This is a genomic window from Methylothermaceae bacteria B42 (assembly GCA_001566965.1).
In the GTDB taxonomy this organism is placed as follows: domain Bacteria; phylum Pseudomonadota; class Gammaproteobacteria; order Methylococcales; family Methylothermaceae; genus Methylohalobius.
The window spans coordinates 99,153-124,776 of the sequence record LSNW01000007.1 but is presented as its reverse complement, the minus strand read 5'-3'; the positions used below and the strand labels follow the sequence as shown (position 1 = coordinate 124,776).

The window sequence follows — 25,624 nt, the reverse complement described above, 5'->3', positions numbered from 1 at the left end:
TTACCTTGCATTATCACAAAGAATACTTATAATTTAAAAGAATAAAAGATCCTATTTCTATTCATATTGGGAATATAAAATTATTAATTCATGAAGCTGCAACAATTACGTTATATATGGGAGGTTGCTCACCATGACCTCAACGTCTCTGCAACGGCAGAAAGTCTGTTTACCTCACAACCCGGCATAAGCAAGCAAATTCGCTTACTCGAGGACGAACTTGGTATCCCTGTCTTCGCCCGCAATGGTAAGCAACTAACCGAGATTACGCCAGCAGGTAAACAAATTATAGAGCTCGCCGGGCAAATTTTAGACAAGGCAGAAAGCATCAAGCGGATTGCAGAAGAATTTCGCGATGAACGCAAAGGCGCTTTATCCATTGCTACCACCCATACCCAAGCGCGCTATGCGTTACCTTCGGTGGTACAAAAATTCATGGCCAGTTACCCTGAGGTTACTCTTACCATGCATCAGGGGACGCCTGTGCAGATTTCTGATTTGGCATCCCGGGGGGTTGCAGATATTGCGATTGCAACTGAAGCAATGGAGTTATTTGAAAACTTGATTATGCTTCCGTGCTACCAATGGAACCGTTGCATACTCGTCCCTTTGGGGCATCCCTTGATTGATAACCAGCCGCTGACAATCCAAGATATTGCAGCGTTTCCATTAATTACCTATGTTTTTGGGTTTACCGGTCGCTCAAAGCTTGATGAGGCTTTCGCCAGGGAAAATTTACATCCTCAAGTCGCGTTGACCGCGGTGGATTCCGATGTTATCAAAACCTATGTGCGATTAGGCTTGGGGGTCGGGATTGTGGCCAAAATGGCGTACGATCCGAAAACCGATCAAGATTTGGTGGCGCTTGATGCCAGCCATTTATTTGGAAATAGCATCACTAAAATAGGTCTTCGCAGGGACATGTTTGTGCGGGGATTTATTTTTGATTTTATTGAGCTTTTCGCGCCCCATTTAACTCGAAGTGTAGTCGAGGAAGCGATCAAATTACGAGACAAGAAAGAGATCGATAATTTGTTTAAAGATCTAGAACTTCCTTGCCATTAGCGGTGGAGGGATATGGATCGATTTTTGGGAAACGCCGTAAACACCTTCCTGAGGGCTTGATGACGTTCGTCTAGGCCGCCAACATTCCCAAAAACCTATCCATGCCCTATAAGATAGAATTTTATTCGGGCTTGCGATGAATGCCGCATTCCTTTTTGGCGGCATCTTCCCACCACCACCTGCCCTCACGTTCGTGTTGATGGGGCAGGGTAGGTCGTGTGCAGGGTTGGCACCCGATGCTCCGGTACCCATGGCGATGTAATTCGTTGTAGGGGACTTGATAAGCCTCGATATAATCCCATACTTGTGCGGATGTCCAATTTGCCAAGGGATTGAATTTAACCAATTGGCCACTGCGTCCTGCAAATGCGGTGTCTAATTCTACCTCCGCCAAAGCTTCCCGGGTGTCTAGGTTTTGATCGCGGCGTTGGCCGGTGATCCAGGCATCTAGTGTCTTCAGTTTCCGTTTGAGTGGTTCCACTTTACGAATGCCGCAACATTCTTGATGACCATCGCGGTAGAAACTGAACAGTCCTTTTTGGGAAACTAAATCTTGGACAGCTTTCGTATCGGGCGAGAGAATTTCTAATGCAATAGGATAATGATTTCGTACCTTTTCGATGAACTCATAGGTTTCTGAGTGTAGCCGGCCTGTGTCCAGAGTGAATACTTGAAGGCCTTCTCTGATCTTGCTGGCCATATCGATGAGAACCACGTCTTCGGCACCGCTGAATGCGATGGCAATGGCATCGAAATGCGCCAGTGCATTTTTGAGAATCGCGGGTGGTTTTTTACCGGCCAGAGCTTGTTGCCAATGGTTTAAGTCGTATTTGGACATGGTGGTGCGTTTATTGCTTTAGTTGGAAAAGTCTTTTCATTGTCCCATATCTTCTGTCAATCAGCTGTTACAGGTTTGAGCAAAATAGCGCCGTAAAAATTCCTCGAATCCAATATTATCGGAAGCCTCAATATTTCGTTGTACCTCCAAGGATTCCTGGGCATTTTTTTGAAACCATGTCATTTTCTCGTTTGGCAATGGGCTGGTGCGGAAGTATTCAGCATGCTCTTTGGATTTTCGGAGCGCGAATCCAGCAAAAGATTCCTTGTTAGTGCGCATTTCTTTGAGCATTTGGGCAGAAGGAGTTAGTTGGGAATTGATGACTTTTTCTTTTTGCAGCGCCAAACATTCCTCGAAATCAGCGGTTTGTCCTGCTTGATCCATGAGGGTAGCCAGTGGCTTCATTGCATCAAGTAACTCGGCTGCCCATGTTTTCAAAGGCGTGGGTTGATTTTCCTTGGTCAAGGTCAGTTGAGGATCGCGGCCACGGTATGCGGTGGCCAAAAAGTTTTTTTGGGTAATCACAAAGTCTTGTTGGCTCATGGGTGGGCTGGCCTCAATCAAGCAATACCAAAGGAAGAGTTCCAAAAAATACAGTTGTGTGAGACTGATGCCCAAAGGTTCAAAAGGGTTGAGGTCTAGTGCTCTGACTTCCACATAGCGAACGCCGCGCCTTTTGAGAGCATAGGTTGGTTTTTCGCCACTACGGGTTATCTGTTTGGGGCGTATGGAACTGTAATATTCATTTTCGATTTGCAAAATATTGGCATTCAGTTGCCGATATTGACCATCCACCTTCACGCCAATTGCCTCATATGGTGGGTGAGGTGTTTCTATGGCGTGGCAAAGGCTTTGAACATAGTCATCCAGGTTGTTTAGGGAAATATGCAGCGTGGACTGGGTTTTGTTTTTGTAGCCGATATCACTCATTCTCAGCGAGGTAGCGTAGGGGGCATAAAAAGTATTGGGGGTTAATTGGGAAAATTGCGGTGGAATTTCCCCCCTGCATTCAAGAAAACTCCGGCAGACAGCCGGTGAAGCGCCGAATAAGTAAAGAAGGAGCCAGCCATAGCGTTGAACATTACGAATCAAGGCAAAATAGGCATGGGACTGGAAGTCTGGCAGGGGTTGCCTGGTTTGGAAAGCTTCATGGAGTTGCGGCCACAGCGCCTGGCTGATCGAGAAATTAAAATGGATCCCGGCAATGGCTTGCATGGCCCGGCCATACCGATAAGCCAGGCCAATGCGGTAGATGGTTTTCATTTTGCCGATATTCGATTCGCCATATTGGGCGATGGGGATATCTTCATCACTCTGGAAACCGCAGGGCATGCTGGTAGCCAGTAATAGTTCATCGTTGGGGAGTTGGCTGTAAACAAAGCGGTGAATGTCTGTCAAAAAGGTGAGGACTTGAGGGTTATTTGCGTAGGGTGGCGTGATAAATTCCAGCAGGGCTTCGGAATAATCGGTGGTGATATAAGGATGGGTCAGAGCCGATCCCAGGGAGGGGAAATGCGGTGTTTCAGCAATGCGGCCTTCGGTAGTTATTCTAAGGCTTTCTTTTTCCAAGCCTTTTAACCCTTGGCTCAGGAGTTTGTAATTTCCTTGTTTAACCAAGCGTTTGAGTCGTAATTGCAGTGTGCTGGAGGTCAATGGCAGGATCCTTCACTTGAGAGGGCTATGTTCCATCCATTATAAGCGATCGAAGGTGGTGGCAATAAAAAAGCCTGAACTGGTGTTCAGGCTCTAAAAAACGATATTTATTATTGTTGTAGTAAGTGAGTGTTGACTAAATTAGCCGATAACCTTGGGGGATTCAGTGTTGCTGGAGAGGCGTTGCTTGTCCCCATCTGGAGAGTTTCCGCAGCCGACCATGCTCAATGTAGCCAACACGATTGCCAGAATACCTAAAACTTTCTTCATGTTTTCCTCCTCGTCACATAATAGTGAATATTTGTTATGGGTGCTTAATGCACGTCTTGTGTTATATCGAAGATTGGTAAAAAATTCAACACCAGATCGCAGTTTACTTTTTTTAAAGTTGTAACTTATTGAATTTAAAGTATTATTTTATGAGGGTTTTATAGGGTTTTTTAGGCTGTTCGCGGACCAGCTTCGGCACTAAGTAGCCTGGCAGCTGCCTTCGCATTTGATCATAGATGGCTAATGCAGTGGATTCAGGAACATTAAAGTGTGCCGTGCCCACGGTTGGATCTAACAGATGTAAGTAATAAGGCAAGGCGCCTGCCGCAAATAAATTCTCCTGTAAATCCATCTGATCCTGAACGGTGTCATTGACACCCCGAAGCAAAACGCTTTGATTAAACACGGTAATGCCTCGTTGTTTCAAGAGCGCAATGGCATGGGAAACCTCATCGTTGATTTCGTTGGCGTGGTTTGCGTGGATAACGATTACAGGTTGCACCCTGGTACTGGTCAAGGTTGCCAAGAGTGAGTCATCGACTCGGTTGGGCAAGACAACGGGAAGGCGGGTGTGGATACGAAACCGCCGCACATGGGTAATCCCGGCAAGTTTGCTAATGAGGACTCGAAGCTTGTCGTCCGTTAATATGAGCGGATCCCCGCCACTTAAAATCACCTCCTGAATAGTAGTGTCAGCGGCAATATAGGCCAATGCTCGGGTTTGCCGGTTGCTGGTCAATTGGCTGTCTCCGTAGCTGAAATGGCGGCGAAAACAGTAGCGGCAATGGATTGCACAGGCGCCGGTAACGAGCAATAGCACCCGTCCTTGGTATTTGTGGAGCAGGCCTGGAGTGACTTGTGCCTGAAGATCACCTACCGGGTCTGTACTAAATCCCGGCATGGGCCGCATCTCTTCGTCCAGAGGCAGGACTTGTCTCAGTAAAGGATCATCAGGGTCCTTCGGCAGCATTCGGGCAGCGTAACTTCGGGTGACACGAAATGGAAAATCCCTCGAAGCATCCTTGGAAGCTAGCTCCAGGGGCAAATCCAAATAGGAGAGCAATTGCTGGGGGCGGGTGAATGCCTGGGACAGGGATTGCTGCCAGGCAAGTTTGGGGGTGGCTTGAGGTATAATGTTCATCATTTTGCAACTGGAGATTGAGGATAATTTTAATGGCTACCTATAGTACCAATGAGTTCAAAAGCGGGCTGAAAGTGATTTTGGATGGGGACCCTTGCGTTATTCTGGAAAACGAGTTTGTCAAGCCGGGCAAGGGGCAAGCCTTCAACCGGGTCAAGTTCCGTAATCTCAAGACCGGCAAAGTCTTGGAAAAAACTTTCAAATCGGGGGAGTCCATCGAAGCCGCCGATGTCATGGAAGTGGAGATGCAATATCTTTATAACGACGGTGAATTTTGGTACTTCATGGATCCAAATACTTTCGAGCAGGTCTCCGCGGATGAAAAAGCCGTGGGAGAGGCCAAAAAATGGCTGAAAGAGCAGGATATGTGTGTGGTTACCCTCTGGAATGGGACGCCGATTTCTGTCACCCCCCCAAATTTCGTGGAACTGGAAATTGTCGAAACGGACCCCGGTGTTCGCGGTGATACTTCCGGCGGCGGCGGCAAGCCTGCCAAATTGGAAACCGGCGCAGTGGTGCGGGTGCCTTTATTTGTCCAGCAAGGTGAAGTGATTAAGGTCGATACCCGCTCCGGAGAATATGTTTCCCGGGTCGGAAAATAAGCATTGCTGGCGTCCCGCTTGTTCGCTGGAAGCCATGCGGCGGCGGGCTGAACTCTATGGGGAGATTCGCCGTTATTTTGCCGGGCAAGGGGTTTTGGAAGTGGAAACGCCATTGTTATATCCCTCCATAGGGCCGGATCCCCAAATCCATTTTTTTGAATGGCAAGATCAAAACCAAACGCGCTACCTGCAGACTTCCCCCGAATTTGCCATGAAAAGATTACTAGCGGCAGGTTCCGGTTCAATTTTCCAAATTTGCAAGGCATTCCGCAAGGGCGAGCAGGGGCGGCTGCACAATCCGGAATTTACCTTGCTGGAATGGTACCGGGTGGGGTTTGATCTTGACCAAATGATGGCAGAGGTGGCGAATTTGTTGCGCCGTTTGTTAGGCGCTGCTGTGAAGGACGTTGAGTTCCTGCATTATCCTTACATTTTCCACCAGCGGGTGGGTGTTGAATGGGATGCGCCCATTGATGTTTTTTGCGAACGGGCGGAGGCTTTGGGGTTGCCCGAGGGAACCGATCTCTGTGGAAATGATCGTATCTTGTGGCTGGATTTTTTATTTTCCCATGTGATTCAACCTCAATTACCCGCTGAAAAATTAGTCTTTGTCGATGACTATCCCGCCCCGCTTGCCGCGTTGGCCAGATTGAAACCCGACAATGTTCAATTAGCGGAACGTTTCGAGGTTTTTTTAAATTCTCTGGAACTGGCCAATGGTTACCGAGAGCTGACTGACCCTATCCAGCAAAGACAGCGTTTTCTCGCGGATCAACAGACCCGTGCCAGATTGAATCTACCCGTGCCGCCATTGGATGAATCATTTTTGGCGGCCCTGGAATCAGGTTTGCCGGAATGTAGCGGTGTCGCCGTTGGATTAGACCGGATATTAATGTTGTCTCTGGGCAAAAAAAGCATTCAAGAAGTCATCACATTCCCAGACCGGAGTCCTGTTTGAAACCTTTCCGTTTTAGCTTCCCTTCCCTGAGAACCCTGCTTCTGGCAAGTTTTGCGCTGGTTCTTCTGCCTTTGGCATTGGCGCTGGTTTCCGCTTTGTACTCCTTGGAGAAACTCACAGATTACAGCCAAGTCGCGGTTTATCACGCCGTGCACAGCACCCAGGGCAGCCGGATGGTGCTCGAACGGCTGAAAGCCATGGAGCGCAGCGCCAAACAATATCTGGTATTGGATGAACCGGAGTTGTGGGAGTCATACCTTCACAGTCATGATGAATTTACCCAGGAAATTCAAGGGTTGCTTGAGGTTGTCCGTGATCAAGATCTCAGAAAGCTGTTGAATAAGCTCAGTGCTTATGAGTTTGATCTCTACACTATGATGCTGGCTGAGGATATGAGCAAAGCGGCCAAATTGGCCGAGGCCGATCAGTTCAAGTATTTGCGTGGCCTGGCTAACGAGGCTTGGCAGCGCAGCATCAATTTGGTGGGAACCGGCCTTCGTGAACTGGAAGAGCGTTCCAAACAAGCGCGCCAGCAAACCCTCAAACATCTGGCCATACTATTACCCATTGCCTTGTTGCTCCTGATGTTTTTTATCTATTTGATTATTCGGCCCATTCGACAGATAGATCAAGGTATTCGTAAACTGGGAGACCGGGATTTTGATGAAGCGATTGTCGTACAGGGTCCACGTGACTTGAAATACCTCGGTAAAAGGCTGGATTGGCTGCGCACCCGCCTGAGAATGCTGGAAGCGGAAAAACAACGGTTTCTGCGCAATGTTTCCCATGAACTTAAAACCCCTTTGGCTAACATTCATGAGGGTTCTGAATTGTTGGGCGACCAAGTGGTCGGAGAGTTAAATAAAGAACAAAAGGAAATCATTCAAATCCTTTCCGACAGCGCGACCAAGCTGCATAAATTGATAGAAGACCTGATCCATTACAGTCAGGTCCAAAATACGGATGAGAAGCTAAAAGCTCGTTTCATTGATATGTGCGCCTTGATTGAGGAAGTCATTGAAGATTACAAAGTGCGGTTGCGGGCAAACCAGATTGAAATCCGGGCAAAACTGGAGGCATTGGAAATTTATGGGTTTCCGGACAAAATACGCACAGTTATCGATAACTTGATTTCCAATGCGGTGAAATATTCTCCCCGCCACAGTGTGATTGAGATTTCCCTCTACCGCAGAAATGGGGAAATGCGCCTTGATATTCGTGACTATGGTCCGGGTATTCCGCCCGAAGAGCGCAAACGGGTTTTTGATGCTTTGTATCAAGGCAGCGCAGGGAGACAGATGGGCATACCAGGGACAGGATTGGGGCTGGCGATTGTCAGCGAATGTATTTCAATGCATCACGGCCAAGTTGAAATCCTGGATCCGCCCACAGGGAAAAAGGGGGCTTTTTTCCGGATTATCTTGCCTTTGGATATGAGACGATGAGAATTTTTAAGCTCTTTACAGTGACGGTTCTTTTGCTGGGACTGGTGGTTTTCTTGCCTGCTTGCGCAATGAAAAAAGCAGATCGAAGACATCAGGATTCCCGCTATCAAGTGGCTGGTGGTTATAGTCCGAATTATGAATCCTATGATCTGGATGAATTGATTGATTATATGGGATATCTGAATCGATTACCCTTACTCCAGCGTAATGCGGAATGCCAATGGCTGCACCGGTTCAATGCAATAGATTCCAGCCTCGGCGTCAAAATCCATCTGGCATATGCGTTGTTATCGACACTGGAATGTGGCGACAGCAAGGAAGCTGCGAATTTGCTTGAATCCGCGGCATTAAGTGTGGATGATGAACAAATCCAAGGGTTTTTGTCTTATCAACAAGCGCTGGCGCAACGTTTGTTTGCCTGCGACTTGCACGCCAAAGAACTGGAGCAAAAACTCAAGCTGTGGAAAATAAAAAATCAGAAATTGGAGAATAATTATAAAATCTGTGGTCAAAACCTTAAAATTGTTAAGGAAAAGCTCGAAGCTTTGAAGGAAATCGAAGAAAGTTTAAACCATACCGAGGCACAGTAACCGGATGCAGGATTCCCAAAAACGCGTTTTAGTCGTTGATGACGACACCAGTTTTCTACGTTTGTTGACCATGCGCCTGACTGCGGCCGGGCTGGAGGTCAAGCCCGTTACCAGTGGCGAGGAGGCGCTGGCGCAATTGCAGTTTTACAGGCCCCACGTGGTGGTGACGGATTTGATGATGGATGGCATGGATGGCATGGCCCTTTTCGATGCGGTCCATCAACGTTGCCCTACCCTGCCTATCATTATTCTAACCGCCCACGGTACGATCAATGACGCGGTTGATGCCACCAAAAAAGGCGTGTTTGGTTTTCTTACCAAGCCAGTGGATAACAAGGAATTGGTAAAGCAAGTCTCCCAGGCCATGGAGATTTATTGTGGCGCTGATATGGCCTCTAACCTGGATGAGGAAACTGACAATTGGCGCAGCCGCATCGTCACCCAAAGCCCGTTACTCGAAGATTTGCTCAACCAGGTTTCCAAGGTTTCCCAGACCCGCGCCAGCGTTTGTATTCACGGGGAAAGCGGGACCGGCAAGGAATTATTGGCACAGGCGATTCACGAGGCAAGCCCCCGGTCGGATAAGCCATTTGTGGCGGTCAACTGTAGCGCCATCCCGGAGCATTTGTTCGAATCGGAATTATTCGGCCACAAGAAGGGGGCATTTACCGGTGCTACCCGGGATCACGAAGGCCTGTTCCGGGCTGCGGACGGTGGGACGTTGTTTCTGGATGAAGTGGGCGACATGCCAAAATCCTTCCAGGTAAAACTGCTGCGCGCCATCCAGGAAATGACAATCCGTCCGGTGGGGGCGACGGAATCGATTCCAGTGGATGTGCGTATCGTTTCCGCTACCCATGTGGATTTGAACAAGGCAATGCTGGAGGGAGACTTTCGCGAAGACCTCTATTACCGGTTGAACGTCGTTACCCTGAAGGTACCCGCGCTTCGGGATCGGCCGGAAGATATTCCCCTACTGGCGGCATATTTTATAAAACAATTGGCGGCCCCTTACGGGGATCAAGTGAAAGGATTCTCCCCGGAAGCGCTCGAATATCTGGTACGCTACGAATGGCCTGGCAATGTCAGGCAGCTCAACAATGTCGTTGAGCAATGCGTGGCTTTGTCCAGCACCCCCTTGATTCCTTTGACTTTGGTGCAAAAGGCCATTAGCGGGGAAGCGGGCGGTGACACCTTGCCGCCTCTGCGGGAAGCCAAGCGCCACTTCGAACGGGAATATCTGGTCAGGTTATTGCAGATAACCAAAGGCAACGTCACCCAAGCCGCGCAACTGGCCAAACGCAACCGCACGGAATTTTACCGGCTGCTCAACCGCCATCAATTAGAGCCGGCGGATTTCAAAAACGCGGCCAAAAACCAAGAAAATTGATTGCCAATCAGTCTGTCAAGGACAGTTTGGACAAGGTCGAATTCAGGCCAAAACCCGTGCTGGTGTCGATGCTAATGATGGCTCGTTGTTCGTGCTTGGCCAATGGATCGTGATGGGAAAGCTGGTATTCCAGCACTGTAAGGTCGGCATCGGAAGGATCCCTCTGGCCTTTTAGCCGGTTGCGAATCCGCGTTTCCATGATAGATTTTTCCGCTTGGAAGTCCAGAATTTTGAACGGGATTTTCAGCTTCAAAGCCAACTGGCGGAATTCATCCCGGTACGATTGTTGTAAAAACGTCGCATCGACAATCACCGGGAATCCCGCTTCGAGAATATTGATGGCGTCTTGTTTCAGTTTCTCATAGGTCCGGCGGGTGAAGTCGGGGCTATAAATGCCCTGGGCCAGTTGATTTTTGGAATCGGCCAAAACCTCCAGCCCCGCCAGCCGCTTTCGTTCCACGTCAGAACGGATATGTAAGGCACCGAGGTGCATGGCCAACTGCCGGCTGGCGTAGGATTTGCCGCTCCCTGAAAAACCATGCGTAATATACAGTGCTGGTGGTTTGGTTTGCGTGAATTGCCAGGCTAAATCTAGATAGCGCTTAAAATCCTGCCAAGTGTTATCTTCATTGGATTCCCGGGCGGTCAGGAAAGCAATTTTGGCCCGCACCATGGCGCGATAGACCAAATAGTAGCGAAGCAAAGCCACGCCAGCGTAATCGCCGGTATGACTCAAGTATTGGTTGAGGAATAAAAACCCCAGCGGTCTAAGATCATGAGCGCAAAGATCCATTTGTGTAAAGGCTATTTCGCTGATGACGTCAATCCAGCGCAGATCAGGATTGAATTCGATACAGTCAAAAGGGAGCGGCTTTCCCTCCCAAAGCACAATATTCCCCAAGTGAAGATCGCCGTGACATTCACGTATATAACCCTGATATTTACGCTGTTTCATCAGGAACTCGATTTTGGAAAAATGCTCGCAGGTCCAATGTTTTAACCCGGCCAATAAAGTTTGGGTTTCAGGGCCGAGTAGATCGGTCTGAATCAGGTCAAAATTATGTAGCGAATTCGCTTGAATTACGTTGGGTTCCCCGTAACAATCACCCGCTTGGGCTTGATCTATTCTTTGATGGAAATCAGCCACCAAATCGGCTAGCTGTTCCATGTGGACCTCGGTCAAGCGGCCGCTTTGCGCACATTCCGCCAGCACATCCTCTTCCTTGAATTGACGCATTTGCACGGCATATTCGAGAATGTTGCCCTTGCCATTCATCCTTGGGGCGTCGAGTGTTCCCGTGATGGCGCAGACTTGTAAATACAGTTGAGGCGCCAGGCGGCGGTTGAGGCGAAGCTCTTCGTGGCAATAAAAACGCCGTTTTTCCAGGCTGGTGAAATCGAGAAACCCGAAATCCACCGGTTTTTTGATTTTATAAGCGTAAGGGCCGGTGAGAATGATCCAGGAAATATGCGTTTGCCGGCAATGAATGTCCTGGGTTGGATGTGCAAAAGCCTCGGGACGCAATAAACCTTGAATGAGTGGCGGGAGAGTCATCAACTTGCCTCCAGGTAAACCCGTCCCTGCTCAATTTGCAGCCGTTTTTTTCCAGCCATAAAATCCTGCAAATCCCGGCCAATCAGTTGTTGGCGCCAACCTTGACAAAGTTTGGAATCGTCCGGCGCGTCCAGGAACTTTTCCAAATCCCTGCGGCTGGCCAGAACCGTGGGGTTGATGTGATGTTCCGCCGCTTGCAGCCGTACCACGGCGCTGAGCAGGTCGAGCAGGGCTTCCTGCTCCGGTGTTCGCGTAGGCGGTTGATAGGGGGCTTCCTTGGTGCTGCTGGCGGTGGTTTCAGCAATCAGACGGCAAATGGTTTCCCCGTGGCGTTTAATGATTTTGTCACCAATACCGCGCAGTTGGGCAAGAGCTTGCGGGGTTTTCGGTCTTAAACGGGCGATTTGACAGAGCAGGTCATCCTTCAATACCCAACCCCGGGGGAGATTGTGTTCCACCGCGGTACGTTCGCGCCAGGAGGCTAATTGCTTAAGAATGGCCAGTTGCTTGCCCTTGAGCTTGCGCGCGCCCTTGATGCGGCGCCAGGCGTCCTCAGGCGGGTTGGCATAGGTGGCTGGATTGGTCAACGTGGCAAAGTCTTCTTCCAACCAGGACAGGCGATGCAGTTTTTCCAGTTGTTGCCGGAGTTCAAGATACATGGGCCCCAAATAACGCACATCATCCGCCGCGTACTGAAGTTGTTGGGGACTGAGAGGGCGCTTGCGCCAGTCAGTTCTGCTGTGGCCTTTCTCTAATTGGACGCCGAGCACTTCAGCCACCAATTGGGCATAACCAATTTGGTCGGAAAACCCCAGCAATGGCGCGGCTATCTGGGTATCGAAAACAGGTGCCGGGAGTTTTCCATGAAGGTGATAAAAAATCTCCAAATCCTGCCTTCCGGCATGGAAAACCTTGATGATCTCCGGGCGGTACAGTAACTGCCACAGGGGTTCAAGGTCTTCCAGTTGCAGGGGATCGATGCAGGCGACGATGTCTTGATTGGCGATTTGAAGCAGACAAAATTGTGGGTAATAGGTCGATTCGCGCAGGAATTCCGTGTCGATGGCCAGCCAGGGACTGGTTTCCAATTGCCGGCATAATTGCGCTAATGCCTGGAGGGTATCGATAAATAAAGGGGTAGTGTCGGTCATGTCAGTTTTGCGTTTACCGCAAGGCAATGGTAGCGTTATTCAAACAACAATGTTAAGGAGGCGGTTATGAAAATACTAGTCGCTATTAAGCGGGTTGTGGATTATAACGTCCGAATCCAGATTCATCCCGATGGCAGCGGGGTGATGCTGGAAGGGGTAAAAATGAGTATCAATCCGTTCGACGAGATTGCTCTGGAAGAAGCCATCCGGTTGAAGGAGAAGGGGTTGGCGGAAACGATAACGGTAGTCACTGTTGCCGGCAAGGCAGCCGAGGAGCAACTGCGCCAGGCCTTGGCCATGGGCGCGGATCATGCCTTGCGCGTGGATACCGATCAGGATTTGCAACCCATCAACGTAGCCCGGGTGTTAGAGTCGCTGGTCAAGCGGGAATCGCCTGACTTGGTTCTCATGGGCAAGCAGGCCATTGACGATGATTGTTCACAAACTCCGCAAATGCTTGCTGGATTATTGGACTGGCCCCAGGCGACTTTTGTTTCCAAGCTGGAATTGAATGACGGTTGGATGAAAGTCAGCCGGGAAGTGGATGCCGGCTTGGAAGAATTATCAGTTCGTTTGCCCGCTGTTATTTCCGCAGATCTGCGCTTGAATGAGCCCCGTTACGTCAAACTGCCCGATATCATGAAAGCCCGGCGCAAGCCTATCGATGTTGTGAACCTAGATGCGTTGTCCGTCGATTTGGCCCCGCAATTGGAAATCATTAAAACCGCCCCTCCGCCTCCCCGGAAACCGGGCCGCAAACTGGCATCCGTGGAAGAACTCATTACCGAACTCAAGCAAATGGGGGTGTTGTCATGAGTAAAGTGCTAGTAATTGCCGAGCACGATGGTGAAGCTTTGAATCCTTCCACCGCCCGCACCCTTGCCTGTGCCGGGGCGATAGAGGCGGAATCGTTGGATGTGGCGGTTTTTGCCAATGGCGGGCAAGCCGTTGCCGAGGCTGCGGCCCGTTTGGAAGGGGTGAGCAAGGTATTGTTAATCGACCATCCAGCCAATCAGTATCCTCTGGCCTGTGTGCTGGCACCCCAGGTGGTTTCGTTGGCACAGAGTTATAGCCATATTCTGGCACCGGGCACGACGTTTGGCCGGGATTGCCTGCCGCGGGTGGCCGCATTGCTGGGCGCGCCGCAAATCACCGATGTGATGAAAGTCCACGACCCGGTGACTTTTGACCGTCCTATCTATGCCGGAAATGCGGTGACTACCGTTAAAGCGCCGGAAGGTAAGGTAGTGGCGACTGTTCGGCCTGCCTCGTTCAAGCCGGTGGCAGAGACAACCCAGGCTGCCCCGGTTGAAACGATAAATTTGGATGTCGAGGTGCCCGAGCATACCCGTTTTGAAAAACTGCACAGTGAAAAAGGCGATAGGCCGGATCTGCAATCCGCCCGGATTGTCATTTCCGGTGGGCGCGGCGTCGGGGGCAAAGAGGATTTCGAACGCTTATTTCAGTTGGCCGACCATTTGGGGGCTGCGGTAGGAGCCTCACGGGCGGCGGTGGACGCAGGTATTGTGCCCAACGAACTGCAAGTAGGCCAGACCGGCAAGATCATCGCCCCAGAAGTTTATATCGCTTTTGGAATTTCCGGCGCAATCCAGCACTTGGCGGGTATCAAGGATGCGGGCACAATCGTGGCTATCAATACCGATCCCGACGCGCCGATTTTCGAGGTGGCCGATTTGGGATTGGTGGCGGATTGGAAAGAGGTGGTGGAGGCTTTGGAGAAGGCGGTGGAGGAAGGGTAAATTCGTTAACCTGGTTGTGGTAATTACTCGCGCATGCCAGAACAAGGCCCCATGGGTGGACTGTGGAGGAAGTGTCTTAGGCAGGGATGCCAAAGCCAAGCCTACAGGGACGTATTCACGGCGTCTTCCGACAGCAGACCACCCATGGGGCCCGAGCAGTAAAACCTTTATCGAGTAGGCAATGGAAAGAGAGGGAAATATGGCTGAACGAGATGTGTTGAATTTTGATGTGGCCATCGTCGGTGCCGGGCCCGCCGGATTGGCGGCAGCCTGCCGGCTGGGGCAGTTGGCCCGGGAGTCTGGCCGGGAGATGAGCATCTGTGTCCTGGAAAAAGGGGCGGAGGTGGGGGCTCACAGCCTGTCAGGCGCGTTACTGGACCCAATCGCGTTGATTGAATTGTTCCCGGATTGGGACAAACGCGATCCTCCGCCCATGACGCAGGTATCCCAAGAAGAAGTGCATTTTTTCGCCGGTGAATCCAAGGGGCTGAAAATTCCCGCCTGGATGGTGCCCAAGCCGCTGCACAATCAAGGATGCTATGTCATCAGTTTGGGACGCTTGTGCCAATGGTTGGCCCAGCAAGCAGAGAGTTTGGGGGTGGAAATTTTCCCTGGGTTCGCCGCCACTGAAGTTCATTACGATGCTGCCGGTAAGGTGGCGGGGGTGATTACCGGCGATGTGGGTTTGGACCGGGAGGGTAATCCCAAGGACAACTTTCAGCCGGGGGTATTGATAGAGGCAAAATACACCTTATTTGCCGAAGGCTGCCGGGGACACTTGGGAAAAGAATTGGTAGAGCGATTCAAATTGGGTTGGGGCAATGATGGCAAGTCCGGTAGTAAAAACGAGGATGAACGATCTCAATGTGACCCGCCTCACTATGGCTTGGGATTCAAAGAACTTTGGCGTATTGATCCGGCTAAATTCCATCCCGGAAAAATCCTCCATACCTGGGGCTGGCCGCTGGACGCCCATACCGAAGGGGGTGGATTTCTCTATCACTGGCACGATAATTTGGTTTCTGTTGGATTCGTGGTCGGCTTGGGCTACGAAAATCCTTACTTGAATCCCTACCAGGAATTTCAACGCTGGAAAACCCATCCCCGGATTCGCAGTCTTCTGGAAGGGGCGGAGCGATTGGGTTACGGCGCCCGTGCTCTAAACAAAGGAGGTTGGCAATCGATTCCCAGAACGGTTTTCCCGGGCGGATTGTTGATTGGCTGCGAGGCGGGTTTTCTCGATAATGCCCGTCTGAAAGGTATCCACACGGCCATGCAAACCGGCACGTTGGCGGGGGAAACGGTAGCTGGCGCTTTGGCCGCCAACCGTCAAAATGACGAGGTGAGCGAATTTGAAACCCGCTGGCGGAACTCGTGGGTGGCCGATACCCTCTACAGAACCCGTAATTTCGGCCCCGCTTTGAACCGCTGGGGTGCCTACTTGGGAGGGATGTATAGTTGGGTGGAGCAAAATATTCTGGCGGGCAAGGTTCCGTGGACGCTCCATAATAAAATCCCCGATCACGCGCGCCTCAAGCCGGCGGCGGAATCGGAAAAAAAGACCTATCCAAGCGCCGACGGCAAGGTGAGTTTTGATATTCTATCGTCGGTGTATTTGTCCAATACCAATCACCGGGAAGATCAGCCATGCCATTTAAAGCTCAAAGATCCCGCCATCCCTGTGGAAAAGTGTCTACCCTTGTATGATGAACCGGCGCAGCGGTATTGCCCGGCAAACGTCTATGAAATTGTCCAGGAGCCGAAAGGGCCCAGATTCCAGATTAATTTTCAAAATTGCGTCCACTGCAAGGCTTGTGATATCAAAGACCCGTTCCAAAATATCATTTGGACCCCACCCGAAGGGGGCGACGGTCCAAGATATGTTAATTTGTAATCAATAAACTTAAGAGGAAAAACTGATGCGACTGACTTATTGGCTTTGGTTGTTTATGCTGTTATTCACAGCGCCCCTGGCCCAAGCGGCGGGAGACGCCAGGCTGGCGGAAAATATTTCTTCCCTGGAAGCTTACGACAAGCTAATGTCAGGGAAAAAGCACGTGTACTTGCTGGATGTCAGGACTCAGGAGGAATACCAGCTTGTCGGCCATCCGCCCATGGCTTACAACATTCCTTTCGTCTATTTTTCCGGTGGTCCCCATCCCAACAAGCACTTTATCGAAGACGTTGAGTCCCGTTTCAAGAAAACCGATACCTTATTGGTGATTTGCCGTAGCGGTAGCCGTAGCGCGCCAGCGGCGGATGCCTTGATCCGGGCCGGGTTCAAATATACCTATAACGTTCGCGACGGTTTTGAGGGTGCCGGCTTTACCGGCAGGGACGCCAAGGAAAAAACTTTGCTCAAAAAATACAGTCCATTTTATGGTCACCGGGGCAGGGTCGAAGGCTGGCAATATTATGGCCTGCCTTACACCTATGAGTTGAAGGATGAGCTGGTTTACCGCCCCTACGACCAAGCCAAACATAAACAGCAATAAATCTTTTTCTACCGGGGGAGGCGCCAATAAGGGCCCTCCTCATAGATTCAATACTGATGATAGACAAACGCAAACGCCTCGTCCTTGTTGACGGGTCTTCCTTTCTTTATCGCGCCTTTCATGCCTTGCCACCTCTGAGTAATTCCAGGGGAGAGCCGACGGGGGCCATCTATGGTGTCGCCAATATGCTGCGTAAGCTGCTGGACACCTATGCCACCCCTTACTTTGCGGTGGTGTTCGACGCCCCCGGCAAGACCTTCCGCAATGATATGTTCGAAGATTACAAGGCCCACCGTCCCCCCATGCCCGATGAACTCAAAGCGCAACTGGAGCCCTTAAAAGCTCTGATTGACACCATGGGGATTCCGATTATCGAAGAAGAGGGGGTGGAGGCCGATGATGTGATCGCTACCCTGGCCAGAAAGGCGGAAAACCAAGGGTTTGATGTGGTGGTGGCCACCAGCGACAAAGACCTGGCCCAACTTGTCAGCGATCATATCATTCTCGATAACACCCTGTCCGATACCAGGCTGGATGTGGCAGGCGTCAAGGAAAAATTCGGCGTGCCGCCCGAGCGGATTGTGGATTATCTGGCCTTGGTTGGCGACACTTCCGACAACATCCCCGGGGTGCCGAAAGTAGGGCCGAAGACAGCCGCCAAATGGCTGAACCAATACGGTAGTTTGGACGAAATCATCGCTCATTCAGATGAAATCAAGGGGAAAGTTGGCGAAAGTCTGAGAGAAAACCTGGAACAGCTCGAATTATCGCGCCAACTGGCGACAGTCCATGACAACGTGCCGTTACCAGTCAATCCCGAAGAACTTCAGCGAAGGCCCCCGGATAACCTCAGGCTTATGGAACTGCTCAAGCGGTTTGAGTTCAATACCTGGTTGCGGCAGCTGGATTTGCCGACGACGCAAGATAACCCCGATTCTGTTGACGATCCCGCCGATTATGAGGCGGTCCTGACCGACGCCGCCCTGGATCAATGGCTGGAAAAATTGGAAAAAGCCCCGCTGTTCGCATTTGACACGGAAACCACCGATTTGAACTATCTGGACGCCAGAATCGTTGGTGTCTCGTTTGCCGTGACGCCGGGCGCTTCCGCGTATGTACCTGTGGGGCATGACTACATGGACGCACCCGAGCAGTTGGGATTTCAACAGGTATTGGGAAAACTGCGACCTTTGCTGGAGGCGGAAGATCGGCCCAAGTTGGGACAAAATCTCAAATACGATGCCCATGTCTTGGCCAATCACGGGATTGAACTCAAGGGCATCACCCACGACACCATGCTCCAATCCTACGTGCTGAATTCCACCGCCACCCGCCACGATATGGACTCCCTGGCTCTGACTTACCTGGGCATCAAAACCACCCATTATGAAGATGTGGCCGGCAAGGGCGCCAAGCAGATTCCTTTTCAGCAAGTGCGTCTCGAAGAGGCGGTGCCTTATGCCGCGGAAGATGCCGACATTACCTTGCGCTTGCATCAGATGCTTTGGCCCAAGCTGGAAGCCGAGCCCAAGTTGAAACAGTTGTACCTGGACATCGAAATACCTTTGGTGCCGGTGTTGGTGCGGATGGAGCGCAATGGCGTTTTGGTGGATCAAAACGAACTGCACCGTTTAAGCCAGGAGTTGGCGGAAAGAATGGCGGCCATAGAGGATCAGGTGTTCTGTATTGCAGGTGAAGCATTCAATTTGGCATCGCCCAAACAGATTCAGCATATTCTCTACGAAAAATTGGGCTTGCCGATACTCAAAAAAACCCCCAAAGGGCAGCCCTCCACCTCAGAAGAAGTGCTTCAACAACTGGCGGAAGACTATGAATTGCCCAGCCTGATTCTGGATTACCGCTCCCTGAGCAAGCTCAAATCCACCTACACCGACCGCCTTCCCCAGCAAATTCATCCCGTGACCGGGCGGGTACATACTTCCTATCATCAGGCGGTGACAGCCACCGGCCGGCTATCGTCTTCCGATCCCAATCTTCAAAATATCCCCATTCGTACGGAAGAAGGCCGCCGCATCCGCCAGGCGTTTATTGCCCCGCCGGGATACCGGCTGATTGCCGCCGACTACTCCCAGATTGAACTGCGGATTATGGCCCATCTGTCCGGGGACGAAAGCCTGCTGCGAGCCTTCCAGGAAGGCGCCGACATCCACCGCGCCACGGCCGCAGAAGTCTTTGACGTGGCGCTGGACGAAGTGACGCCCCAGCAAAGGCGTTCCGCCAAGGCCATCAATTTTGGCTTGATCTATGGCATGTCTGCCTTTGGTTTGGCCAAGCAATTGGGCGTGGAGCGGGATGAGGCGCAATCCTATATTCAGCGCTATTTCGAACGCTACCCAGGGGTGAAGGAATATATGGAAGCCACCAAACGCCACGCCTACGAACAAGGCTATGTGGAAACCCTGTTTGGCCGCAGGCTATATCTGCCAGAACTCAACGCCAGAAATCCCCAGCGCCGCCAGTACGCCGAACGCACCGCCATCAATGCCCCCATGCAAGGCACCGCCGCCGATATTATAAAAAGGGCCATGATTGCCGTCGATGACTGGATTCAATCGGCGGGCATGGATATAAAAATGATTATGCAAGTCCACGACGAACTGGTCTTCGAAGTGGCGGAAGATCAATGCGATCAAGCAATCAAGGCCATTGAAACCTGCATGGCGGGCGCCGCCGAATTGAAAGTCCCTTTAGTGGTGGATGTGGGGATTGGGGGAAATTGGGATGAAGCGCATTAATTGTCTTGAATATGTAGCAGTTTAGACCTTCTCCGACATCCCAGCAATTGTCACCAGCAATGTAAAACTAATGTGGCCTGATCCAAATGACCTCCGAACAGCTTGATTTGTTCAAAATCCTGGAGGCGAAAAAACCGAGATTGGCGCCTTGTAGTGCATTTTTTTGAAATCGCGGTCAACGACATCAAATACTTATGGACGTAACCGTCGAACTTGGGTGACAAGATGCGGTCGTATAGATGTTATAGCCATTATTCATAATGCTCATGCAACGCCCCATAAAGCGCTACTCATCAACGGACGACGTAATTCCTCCTAGTGGCTTTTTTGTTTCATAGATGTTTGGTCCCAATAGATATAAGGAAGATAAGGAGGGTATTTTGGCCAAAAAAATTGATAAAACTGTTGATACACAAGGTCGTGATACTAAAAAAAAAGAAAAAGAATCCCGCACCATAGAGACCTTCTTTCGGAATACTTTACGATCAAATCTGGATCTTACCTCTTTAGCGGACTCAAAAGCCAGTATTCTTATCTCGGTCAACGGATTTATATTGACAGTCATAGTCACAGCTTCGGGTGTGTATCTCAGCAATCCGGATATGATTTATCCCTTTATTTCGATCATCATCACCGCCTTAATCTCCATAGCACTGGCCGCAATGGCGATACACCCCCGCTACAAAAAAGAGCTGATTAAGAAAGATTTTCTTAGGAAGTTCAAAAGTCTTTTGTATTATCAAGATATTGCAAATATGGATCCGGATGATTATGTCCAAAACGTTAGAATAATCCTCAATAATAAAGAAGATACATATGAGCATCTCATAAGACATTCTTATATTTTGGGTGTTGAAATTGCCATAAAATATAAATGGCTCAGGCGTGCGTATGCAACATTTGCATTGGGTCTGTTGATTAGTACGGTAATTGCCGTTTTTTCCATGGTCAAAATGGAAAAGGAGCTAACATCGACTAATCAGTTTGAAAAGATATTTGAACCATCGGGAGCCACTTTGCTAACCGACGGAAAAGTCTTACTTATGGAAGATGAAAGTTTAAATACCATGCACCTGGTAAAACCAAATAATGATAATACTGTTAGAGAGTTGGGCACGCCTGCCATGGATAAAAAAATCAAAAAGATACTAAAGAAAAAAGTGCGGGATATTGAAGGTGTAACGAATGACGGGCATGACAGGATCTATGCAATTACATCACATACAACCAATAAATCCCGTGAGCGCAAAAAAGCGCGTGAGCAGATTGTCCGCTTTGACTATCATGATGGCAGAATAGACAATCTGAAACTCTATCATGGTCTGCTTAATGAGCTTTCGTTATTACACCCAAAATTTAAGCAGGCACTTGCTGATTTAAAGTATGGTTCACGAAAGGAACAGATAAATATTGAGGCACTCACCTGGGATAAAAAAAACAAAACGCTATTGATTGGGTTCAGAAGTCCGTTGATCGACGGGAAAGCGCCCATCGTAATTCTTAAAAATCCCAATGGTGTATTTGATAATCATGAAAAACCTCATTTGAAAGGTCCCATTCTGTTGGATCTACAAGGGCATGGTATTCGAGGAATGAGCTGGGATGAAAAGAGACAGGGATATTGGATTTCTGGAGGAAGTGTCGGTAGCCGCAAGCATGAGAGTTTTAGTCTCTGGTTTTGGAATAAAGATAAAAACCAAGTAAAAAAAATAGAGGATATCCCTAATCTAGGCTATGCAGAAGGTCTGGCAACACTTCCTGATGGTCGCATTTTGGTTGTTGATGATGACGGAAGTATTTCTACGCATGGAGCTAATTACAATCTAATTGATACGAATGTTGATACGAATGGGTCATTAATGAATAAGAAAAGGGGAAAAAAGTAATCATCTTATGTTCTTTTGTGTTTTGTGCTCATGCCAGCCCGTTTGAGATGGGAAAAAGTAAGTTTGAAGCAAGATGGACAGGTCGCGTTTGATAGGGCACTTGGATAGAAGGTGTCAACGGAAACTGAAAAGTGATCCAGCGCCGAGCTGCCCTTTGTGGTGAGTCAACAAACTTGAAGTTACCATCGGGCCTTGATGGAACTGCCTGTCCGCTAGGGCTGATAAAAGGCAACGAGCCATTTTACTTAGAAAATTGGGCACTGAATTTGATATTTCTGGGAAGACTCCTCATGAGAGTATAGGTGGCAACTATAGAATTTGAAGTTTGAGTTATTTGCTGGGCTCCATTGCTTAACTGCCACTTGGCCCGGCTTTGTCATTCAGCCAAAAAGCAAAGGCTAGTATTTCCGCAACCGCCACATACAATTCCTGGGGAATTTCTTCGCCCAATGGGATTTGGGCCAGTATTTTGACCATGTGAGGGTCGGTATGGAGAGGTATGTTGTTTTCTTCGGCGATGCTGAGGATTTCCTCGGCCTGTTTCCCCCTGCCTTTGGCGGTGACTTGGGGGGCGGTTTCGCCGTCGTATTGCAGGGCGACGGCAATGTCGCGGGGATTGTAGGTTGTGGGCTTGCTCATGTGGTGACGTTGATAAGATGTTGGTTGGATGGGGCGGCCGGTTGCGGGTCGTCAATGGTTTTAGCGGTTTGGAGAGTTTCGGGATCCAGGCCGGCCTTTTGCAGTTGGTGTTTCAGAACATCGAAGTGCTTTTCAAAAAGCTGGCGGGTGGTTTGTCTTTCGCTCCAAAAAAAGCTGTTGATCTTTTCGCCTTGAATGAGGATTTTCACCCGGATTTTGCCCAGGTTTTCTGGCTCTAATTCCAATGTTACCGACCAAGGGGCTTCCCGCGGTTGCCCGGATTTTTCCTGTGACGATTCCTGGGAAATGGTCAGCCTCAGTGTCTCCAAGGTTTCACCCTGAAAATAAGGTATTTCAAAGTGCCAGGTGGGTTGGGCCGATTCATTTTTGGGCAAGGAGGCCAATTGATCCAGTGCCAACCGGGCCAGGGCGCTGGCTGTTTTTTTCTCCAGTTGCAGGAGGGGGGTGTCGGTTTCATTCAGGGGTGCCGGTTGGCTTTGTTGTTTTTTCCCCGAAATGGGGGTTAGTTTGGCCGTGAGCGGGGTCTGTTGATGGGAGAGAATCTTTATTTGGGTGAATGAGGTATCCGCCTGGGCCAGATTGAAACGGGGCGGTGTTTGTGGTTTGGGGGTGGATTCAGTTGGTTGTGACGCGCCTTTTAAGGCCGCCGCCAGGTTTAAAAGGTTGGCTTTGAGGTCGTTTTTGGGTGTTGAAGTAGCGGGTTGAGATTTTTCAGCTTCGTGAAACAGGCCGCTTTTTAATATCTGTGTTTTGAGTGAGGGGGGTTTGATGAGTTGTTCTTGTTTGGGAATGGCTTTCAACAGCGTTGCCAGCGGAAGGCGGATAAAGGGTGGCAAGGCTGACTGGGATTGCGCTTGCTGAAAAAGAAAATTTATCTCGTTCAGTGCTTGATGGAGGGGCGCTTGCCGGGGGAGCAGGGTTCTTGTTGCCTGTTGGACGATGACTTGGCTTGGATTGCCGGTGCTCAGGGCTTTGAGCTGCGGGGTTGGCCCTGTTTGGAGTACTTCCAGGGTTAGCGTTTGTCCGGTCTTGGCGCTGACGTGGCTATCGGCAAGTACTTGCCTGCCGTTGATTTCCAGCAGGAGCTGGTTGGTTTTGAGTGACGCTACCACCTTGGCGCTGACAAGTTGGCCCAGTTGCAGCATTAACGGCAGGTTTGCCTTGCTGGATTTGGCCGGTAAAGCAGGCGCGAGCGACACCAGCGTGGATTTAATATCCATGATCAGCGGGTCAACATTTGCTGGATTTGCCAGATTTCTTCCCTGGCGGTTTCCAAAATTCCCATGCTGGTATCCGTGTCCAGGTGTCCGGCCATTAGTTTGTGATAAGCGGGGATTTCGTCAATCCTGGGATATTTGTGAATCTGCGGCGTGCTGACAAAACTGTGCAGTTGGGAGACTATGACAATATCCACATAGTCTGGTTGGGGGCTTGGATTGCGCAGCCAGTCTTCGGCGTTTAAGACGACTTCCTTGAAATCATCGGGGAAATGCCAATGTTTCATGATGGCGGCGCCAACCGGACCTCGTAGCCTGGAGATCGTGCGGTCCAGATCCCTGGGTTCCGTGATAAGATCGATATGAGCATCGGCAAAGGTCAATACCGGTACCGCGCCGATGTCGTGAACCAAGCCTGCCAGCATGGCCCGGTCTGGATCAAATCCTGGGGTTTTATGAGCCAGTACCGCACTGATAGCGGCGACATAGCTGCTGTGGTGCCACAGATCGTCCATCCGCTTCTTGATAAAGCGGGTTTTGGCTTTGAAGACAGTCTTCATGGCGAAGCTGGTAATGAGATGCTGGGCCACTTTGAGCCCCAATCTGGTCAATGCCTCGGGACAACTTTCAATCCGGCGCCGTCCCCGGTACAAGGGACTGTTGGAGATTTGAATCAACCGGGCGGTGATCACAGGATCCATCTGCACCACTTTGGCAATCCGATTGTTATTGGCTTTGGGATCGCTGATGGCGCGGCGGATCTTCAAGGAGATATCCGGGATGGTGGGAAGGACCAGCTTTTTTTCTTTCAGAGCTTTAACACAATGGGCCATGAATTGGCTGGAGGATGTGTTATTGCCTGAACGAGTCGAAACAGGTTGATCCATGGGGAGTTTTAGATAGTTGAAAGGCGCATTTTCTAAACCGACTACCTGCTTGATCCAAGGGAGCGCTGGTGGAGACATTGAACCAAGTCTTTAAGCTTTAAGTTTAGTTGAAAATAGAAACAAAGCGAGGCGTCATCGGGAGACGGCTTTTTGCAATTTTTTCTCCAAATACTCCGGCTTTCGGATGGCCACGGTATTCCAAATCAGGGTGCATTTTTCGCCATCTTCCCGGTAATAGGCCATTTCGAAGACAGGATCGGCGCGGCCGCTTAGCTTCAGTTCCTCGGCAATGGCCTGTTTTTGCTTGGGATCGAAGTCGAAATGCAGGGTCAGGTCGGAGTTGCCGGGGCGGATGAAATCCAACTTTAAAGATTTGGTCATCATCCGGTAGCCCGGGAAATTGCCGGCGCAGGCCAATGCGGGCACAGGGTCGGCAAGGCAGGCCTGGAAGCCGCCGAACATGGATCCTCCCTGATTGGCGGAAATCCAGGTGAGAGGGAGTAAGATTCTGGCCCGGTCCCAATGTTCGTCCCATTCGAGCACTTTGATGCGCATCAACCAGAAGGGGGGATAGAGTTCAAAGCGCCGGCGAGGCGTCAAAAAAGGCAGTTTGTCCAGTAGCCGCAGAGCATTGCCTTTCATGACGATTGGAGAATGGCTCTTTCCAGAAAATCCATCCGATCCACCCCCCAGAACATTTGCGAGCGTTTTTCACCACGAAGGATAAAGGTGGGAGCGCCAAAAATCCCTTCCTGTAAAGCTTGTTGAGTTTGCCTTTCCAAGGCGGGGCTGGTTTTTTCGCCGGCCAGCGCCAGCCAAGCCAGGGGCAGATGGTGTTGGTCGAAAATCCGCTGAAGCCAATCGGGTTCATTGATATCGACTTTGCCGGACCAAATGGCCTGGAATAGTGTTTGCGAGAAAGTCTTCCGTTCCTCCGGTGACAGGGCCGAGGCGATATTTAAAGCCGGGCGGGCGTCAAAAGTGCCGGGTTTGATGATTTTCAAAGGAACATCGAAGTATTCGGCCCAGCGTTTCAAGTCACGTAGCAAATAGCGCGCTTTGCTGGGGACGGTGGCCGGGGGAATGTTACCGCTGCGTCTGATGATTGAAGGCAAGTTTACGGGAATCCAGTCGATGGACAGGTAAGGATGCTTCTGGGTCAATTCCGGCAATCGAATAGTCGCCAAATAGCTGTAAGGACTGATGAAATCGTAATAAAAATCGATGCTTGGCATAAGAATAAACCTCCAATTCATTGTGGCCGGTGGAAATCGTAGTGTCAATTTGATGCATGTATGTTTTGTC

At 50.1% G+C, this 25,624-nt stretch carries 22 protein-coding genes; 12 read left to right on the top strand and 10 right to left on the bottom strand.

Annotated features, from left to right (window positions below; all coding sequences use genetic code 11):
- The first annotated feature begins 90 nt into the window (after window positions 1-90).
- Entirely contained in the window at window positions 91-1,065 is a 975-nt protein-coding gene (gene cysB, locus AXA67_04860; protein ID KXJ41660.1) for a transcriptional regulator CysB, read from the top strand.
- Between the two features lie 121 nt (window positions 1,066-1,186).
- Here cysB and AXA67_04855 read toward each other — a convergent pair whose 3' ends face one another.
- The 3 genes from AXA67_04855 to AXA67_04845 form a co-directional block, all read right to left on the bottom strand.
- Entirely contained in the window at window positions 1,187-1,903 is a 717-nt protein-coding gene (locus AXA67_04855; protein ID KXJ41659.1) for a phosphoadenosine phosphosulfate reductase, read from the bottom strand.
- Between the two features lie 60 nt (window positions 1,904-1,963).
- Entirely contained in the window at window positions 1,964-3,541 is a 1,578-nt protein-coding gene (locus AXA67_04850) for a glutamate--cysteine ligase (GenBank protein KXJ41713.1), read from the bottom strand.
- Window positions 3,542-3,968: 427 nt separating this feature from the next.
- Entirely contained in the window at window positions 3,969-4,970 is a 1,002-nt protein-coding gene (locus tag AXA67_04845; GenBank protein KXJ41658.1) for an EF-P beta-lysylation protein EpmB, read from the bottom strand.
- Between the two features lie 29 nt (window positions 4,971-4,999).
- Between AXA67_04845 and AXA67_04840 the strand changes: the two genes are divergently transcribed.
- The 5 genes from AXA67_04840 to AXA67_04820 are packed head-to-tail and all read left to right on the top strand — an operon-like array spanning window position 5,000 to window position 9,952.
- Complete coding sequence (locus AXA67_04840) at window positions 5,000-5,569, top strand: elongation factor P (protein ID KXJ41657.1); 570 nt, start codon at window positions 5,000-5,002, stop codon at window positions 5,567-5,569.
- Window positions 5,547-6,527, top strand: a complete 981-nt coding sequence (locus AXA67_04835; protein KXJ41656.1) for a hypothetical protein — start codon at window positions 5,547-5,549, stop codon at window positions 6,525-6,527. The genes AXA67_04840 and AXA67_04835 overlap by 23 nt, the downstream gene beginning before the upstream one ends.
- Window positions 6,524-7,972, top strand: a complete 1,449-nt coding sequence (locus AXA67_04830; GenBank protein ID KXJ41655.1) for a hypothetical protein — start codon at window positions 6,524-6,526, stop codon at window positions 7,970-7,972. Before AXA67_04835 ends, AXA67_04830 begins: the two co-directional genes overlap by 4 nt.
- Window positions 7,969-8,562, top strand: coding sequence for a hypothetical protein (locus AXA67_04825; protein KXJ41654.1), 594 nt, complete (start codon window positions 7,969-7,971; stop codon window positions 8,560-8,562). The genes AXA67_04830 and AXA67_04825 overlap by 4 nt, the downstream gene beginning before the upstream one ends.
- 4 nt (window positions 8,563-8,566) lie before the next feature.
- Window positions 8,567-9,952, top strand: coding sequence for a response regulator GlrR (locus tag AXA67_04820; protein KXJ41653.1), 1,386 nt, complete (start codon window positions 8,567-8,569; stop codon window positions 9,950-9,952).
- Window positions 9,953-9,959: 7 nt separating this feature from the next.
- Here the strand turns inward: AXA67_04820 and AXA67_04815 are convergent, their stop codons facing one another.
- Complete coding sequence (locus AXA67_04815; GenBank protein ID KXJ41652.1) at window positions 9,960-11,507, bottom strand: hypothetical protein; 1,548 nt, start codon at window positions 11,505-11,507, stop codon at window positions 9,960-9,962.
- Window positions 11,507-12,658, bottom strand: coding sequence for a ribonuclease D (locus tag AXA67_04810; protein ID KXJ41651.1), 1,152 nt, complete (start codon window positions 12,656-12,658; stop codon window positions 11,507-11,509). The genes AXA67_04815 and AXA67_04810 overlap by 1 nt, the downstream gene beginning before the upstream one ends.
- 66 nt (window positions 12,659-12,724) lie before the next feature.
- Between AXA67_04810 and AXA67_04805 the strand changes: the two genes are divergently transcribed.
- The 6 genes from AXA67_04805 (at window position 12,725) to AXA67_04780 (ending at window position 21,555) form a co-directional block, all read left to right on the top strand.
- On the top strand, window positions 12,725-13,474 hold the full coding sequence (locus tag AXA67_04805; protein ID KXJ41650.1) for a hypothetical protein: 750 nt from the start codon (window positions 12,725-12,727) through the stop codon (window positions 13,472-13,474).
- On the top strand, window positions 13,471-14,418 hold the full coding sequence (locus tag AXA67_04800; protein KXJ41649.1) for an electron transfer flavoprotein subunit beta: 948 nt from the start codon (window positions 13,471-13,473) through the stop codon (window positions 14,416-14,418). Before AXA67_04805 ends, AXA67_04800 begins: the two co-directional genes overlap by 4 nt.
- A 199-nt stretch (window positions 14,419-14,617) precedes the next feature.
- Window positions 14,618-16,312 carry an electron transfer flavoprotein-ubiquinone oxidoreductase gene (locus AXA67_04795; protein ID KXJ41648.1) on the top strand — a complete coding sequence of 565 codons (1,695 nt, stop codon included), beginning with the start codon at window positions 14,618-14,620 and terminating at the stop codon, window positions 16,310-16,312.
- 25 nt (window positions 16,313-16,337) lie between these two features.
- Window positions 16,338-16,913 carry a hypothetical protein gene (locus AXA67_04790; protein ID KXJ41647.1) on the top strand — a complete coding sequence of 192 codons (576 nt, stop codon included), beginning with the start codon at window positions 16,338-16,340 and terminating at the stop codon, window positions 16,911-16,913.
- A 56-nt stretch (window positions 16,914-16,969) separates the two neighbouring features.
- Window positions 16,970-19,669: a DNA polymerase I gene (locus AXA67_04785; GenBank protein ID KXJ41646.1), complete on the top strand. Its 2,700-nt coding sequence runs from the start codon at window positions 16,970-16,972 to the stop codon at window positions 19,667-19,669.
- 338 nt (window positions 19,670-20,007) lie between these two features.
- Window positions 20,008-21,555 (top strand): hypothetical protein, encoded by a 1,548-nt coding sequence (locus AXA67_04780; GenBank protein ID KXJ41645.1) that lies wholly within the window; start codon window positions 20,008-20,010, stop codon window positions 21,553-21,555.
- A gap of 351 nt (window positions 21,556-21,906) precedes the next feature.
- On the opposite strand, the gene AXA67_04775 is transcribed toward AXA67_04780, so the two are convergent.
- From AXA67_04775 to AXA67_04755, 5 genes are all read right to left on the bottom strand, one after another.
- Window positions 21,907-22,194, bottom strand: coding sequence for a flagellar protein FhlB (locus tag AXA67_04775; GenBank protein KXJ41644.1), 288 nt, complete (start codon window positions 22,192-22,194; stop codon window positions 21,907-21,909).
- A complete protein-coding gene (locus tag AXA67_04770; protein ID KXJ41643.1) occupies window positions 22,191-23,435 on the bottom strand; it encodes a hypothetical protein in 1,245 nt (414 codons plus the stop codon). The genes AXA67_04775 and AXA67_04770 overlap by 4 nt, the downstream gene beginning before the upstream one ends.
- Before the next feature lie 2 nt (window positions 23,436-23,437).
- Entirely contained in the window at window positions 23,438-24,319 is an 882-nt protein-coding gene (locus AXA67_04765) for a histidine kinase (protein KXJ41642.1), read from the bottom strand.
- Between the two features lie 132 nt (window positions 24,320-24,451).
- The gene (locus tag AXA67_04760) at window positions 24,452-24,961 is read right to left on the bottom strand and encodes a hypothetical protein (protein KXJ41641.1); all 510 of its coding nucleotides are present in this window, start codon (window positions 24,959-24,961) and stop codon (window positions 24,452-24,454) included.
- Window positions 24,958-25,554, bottom strand: coding sequence for a hypothetical protein (locus AXA67_04755; GenBank protein ID KXJ41640.1), 597 nt, complete (start codon window positions 25,552-25,554; stop codon window positions 24,958-24,960). Before AXA67_04755 ends, AXA67_04760 begins: the two co-directional genes overlap by 4 nt.
- Window positions 25,555-25,624: the final 70 nt, after the last annotated feature.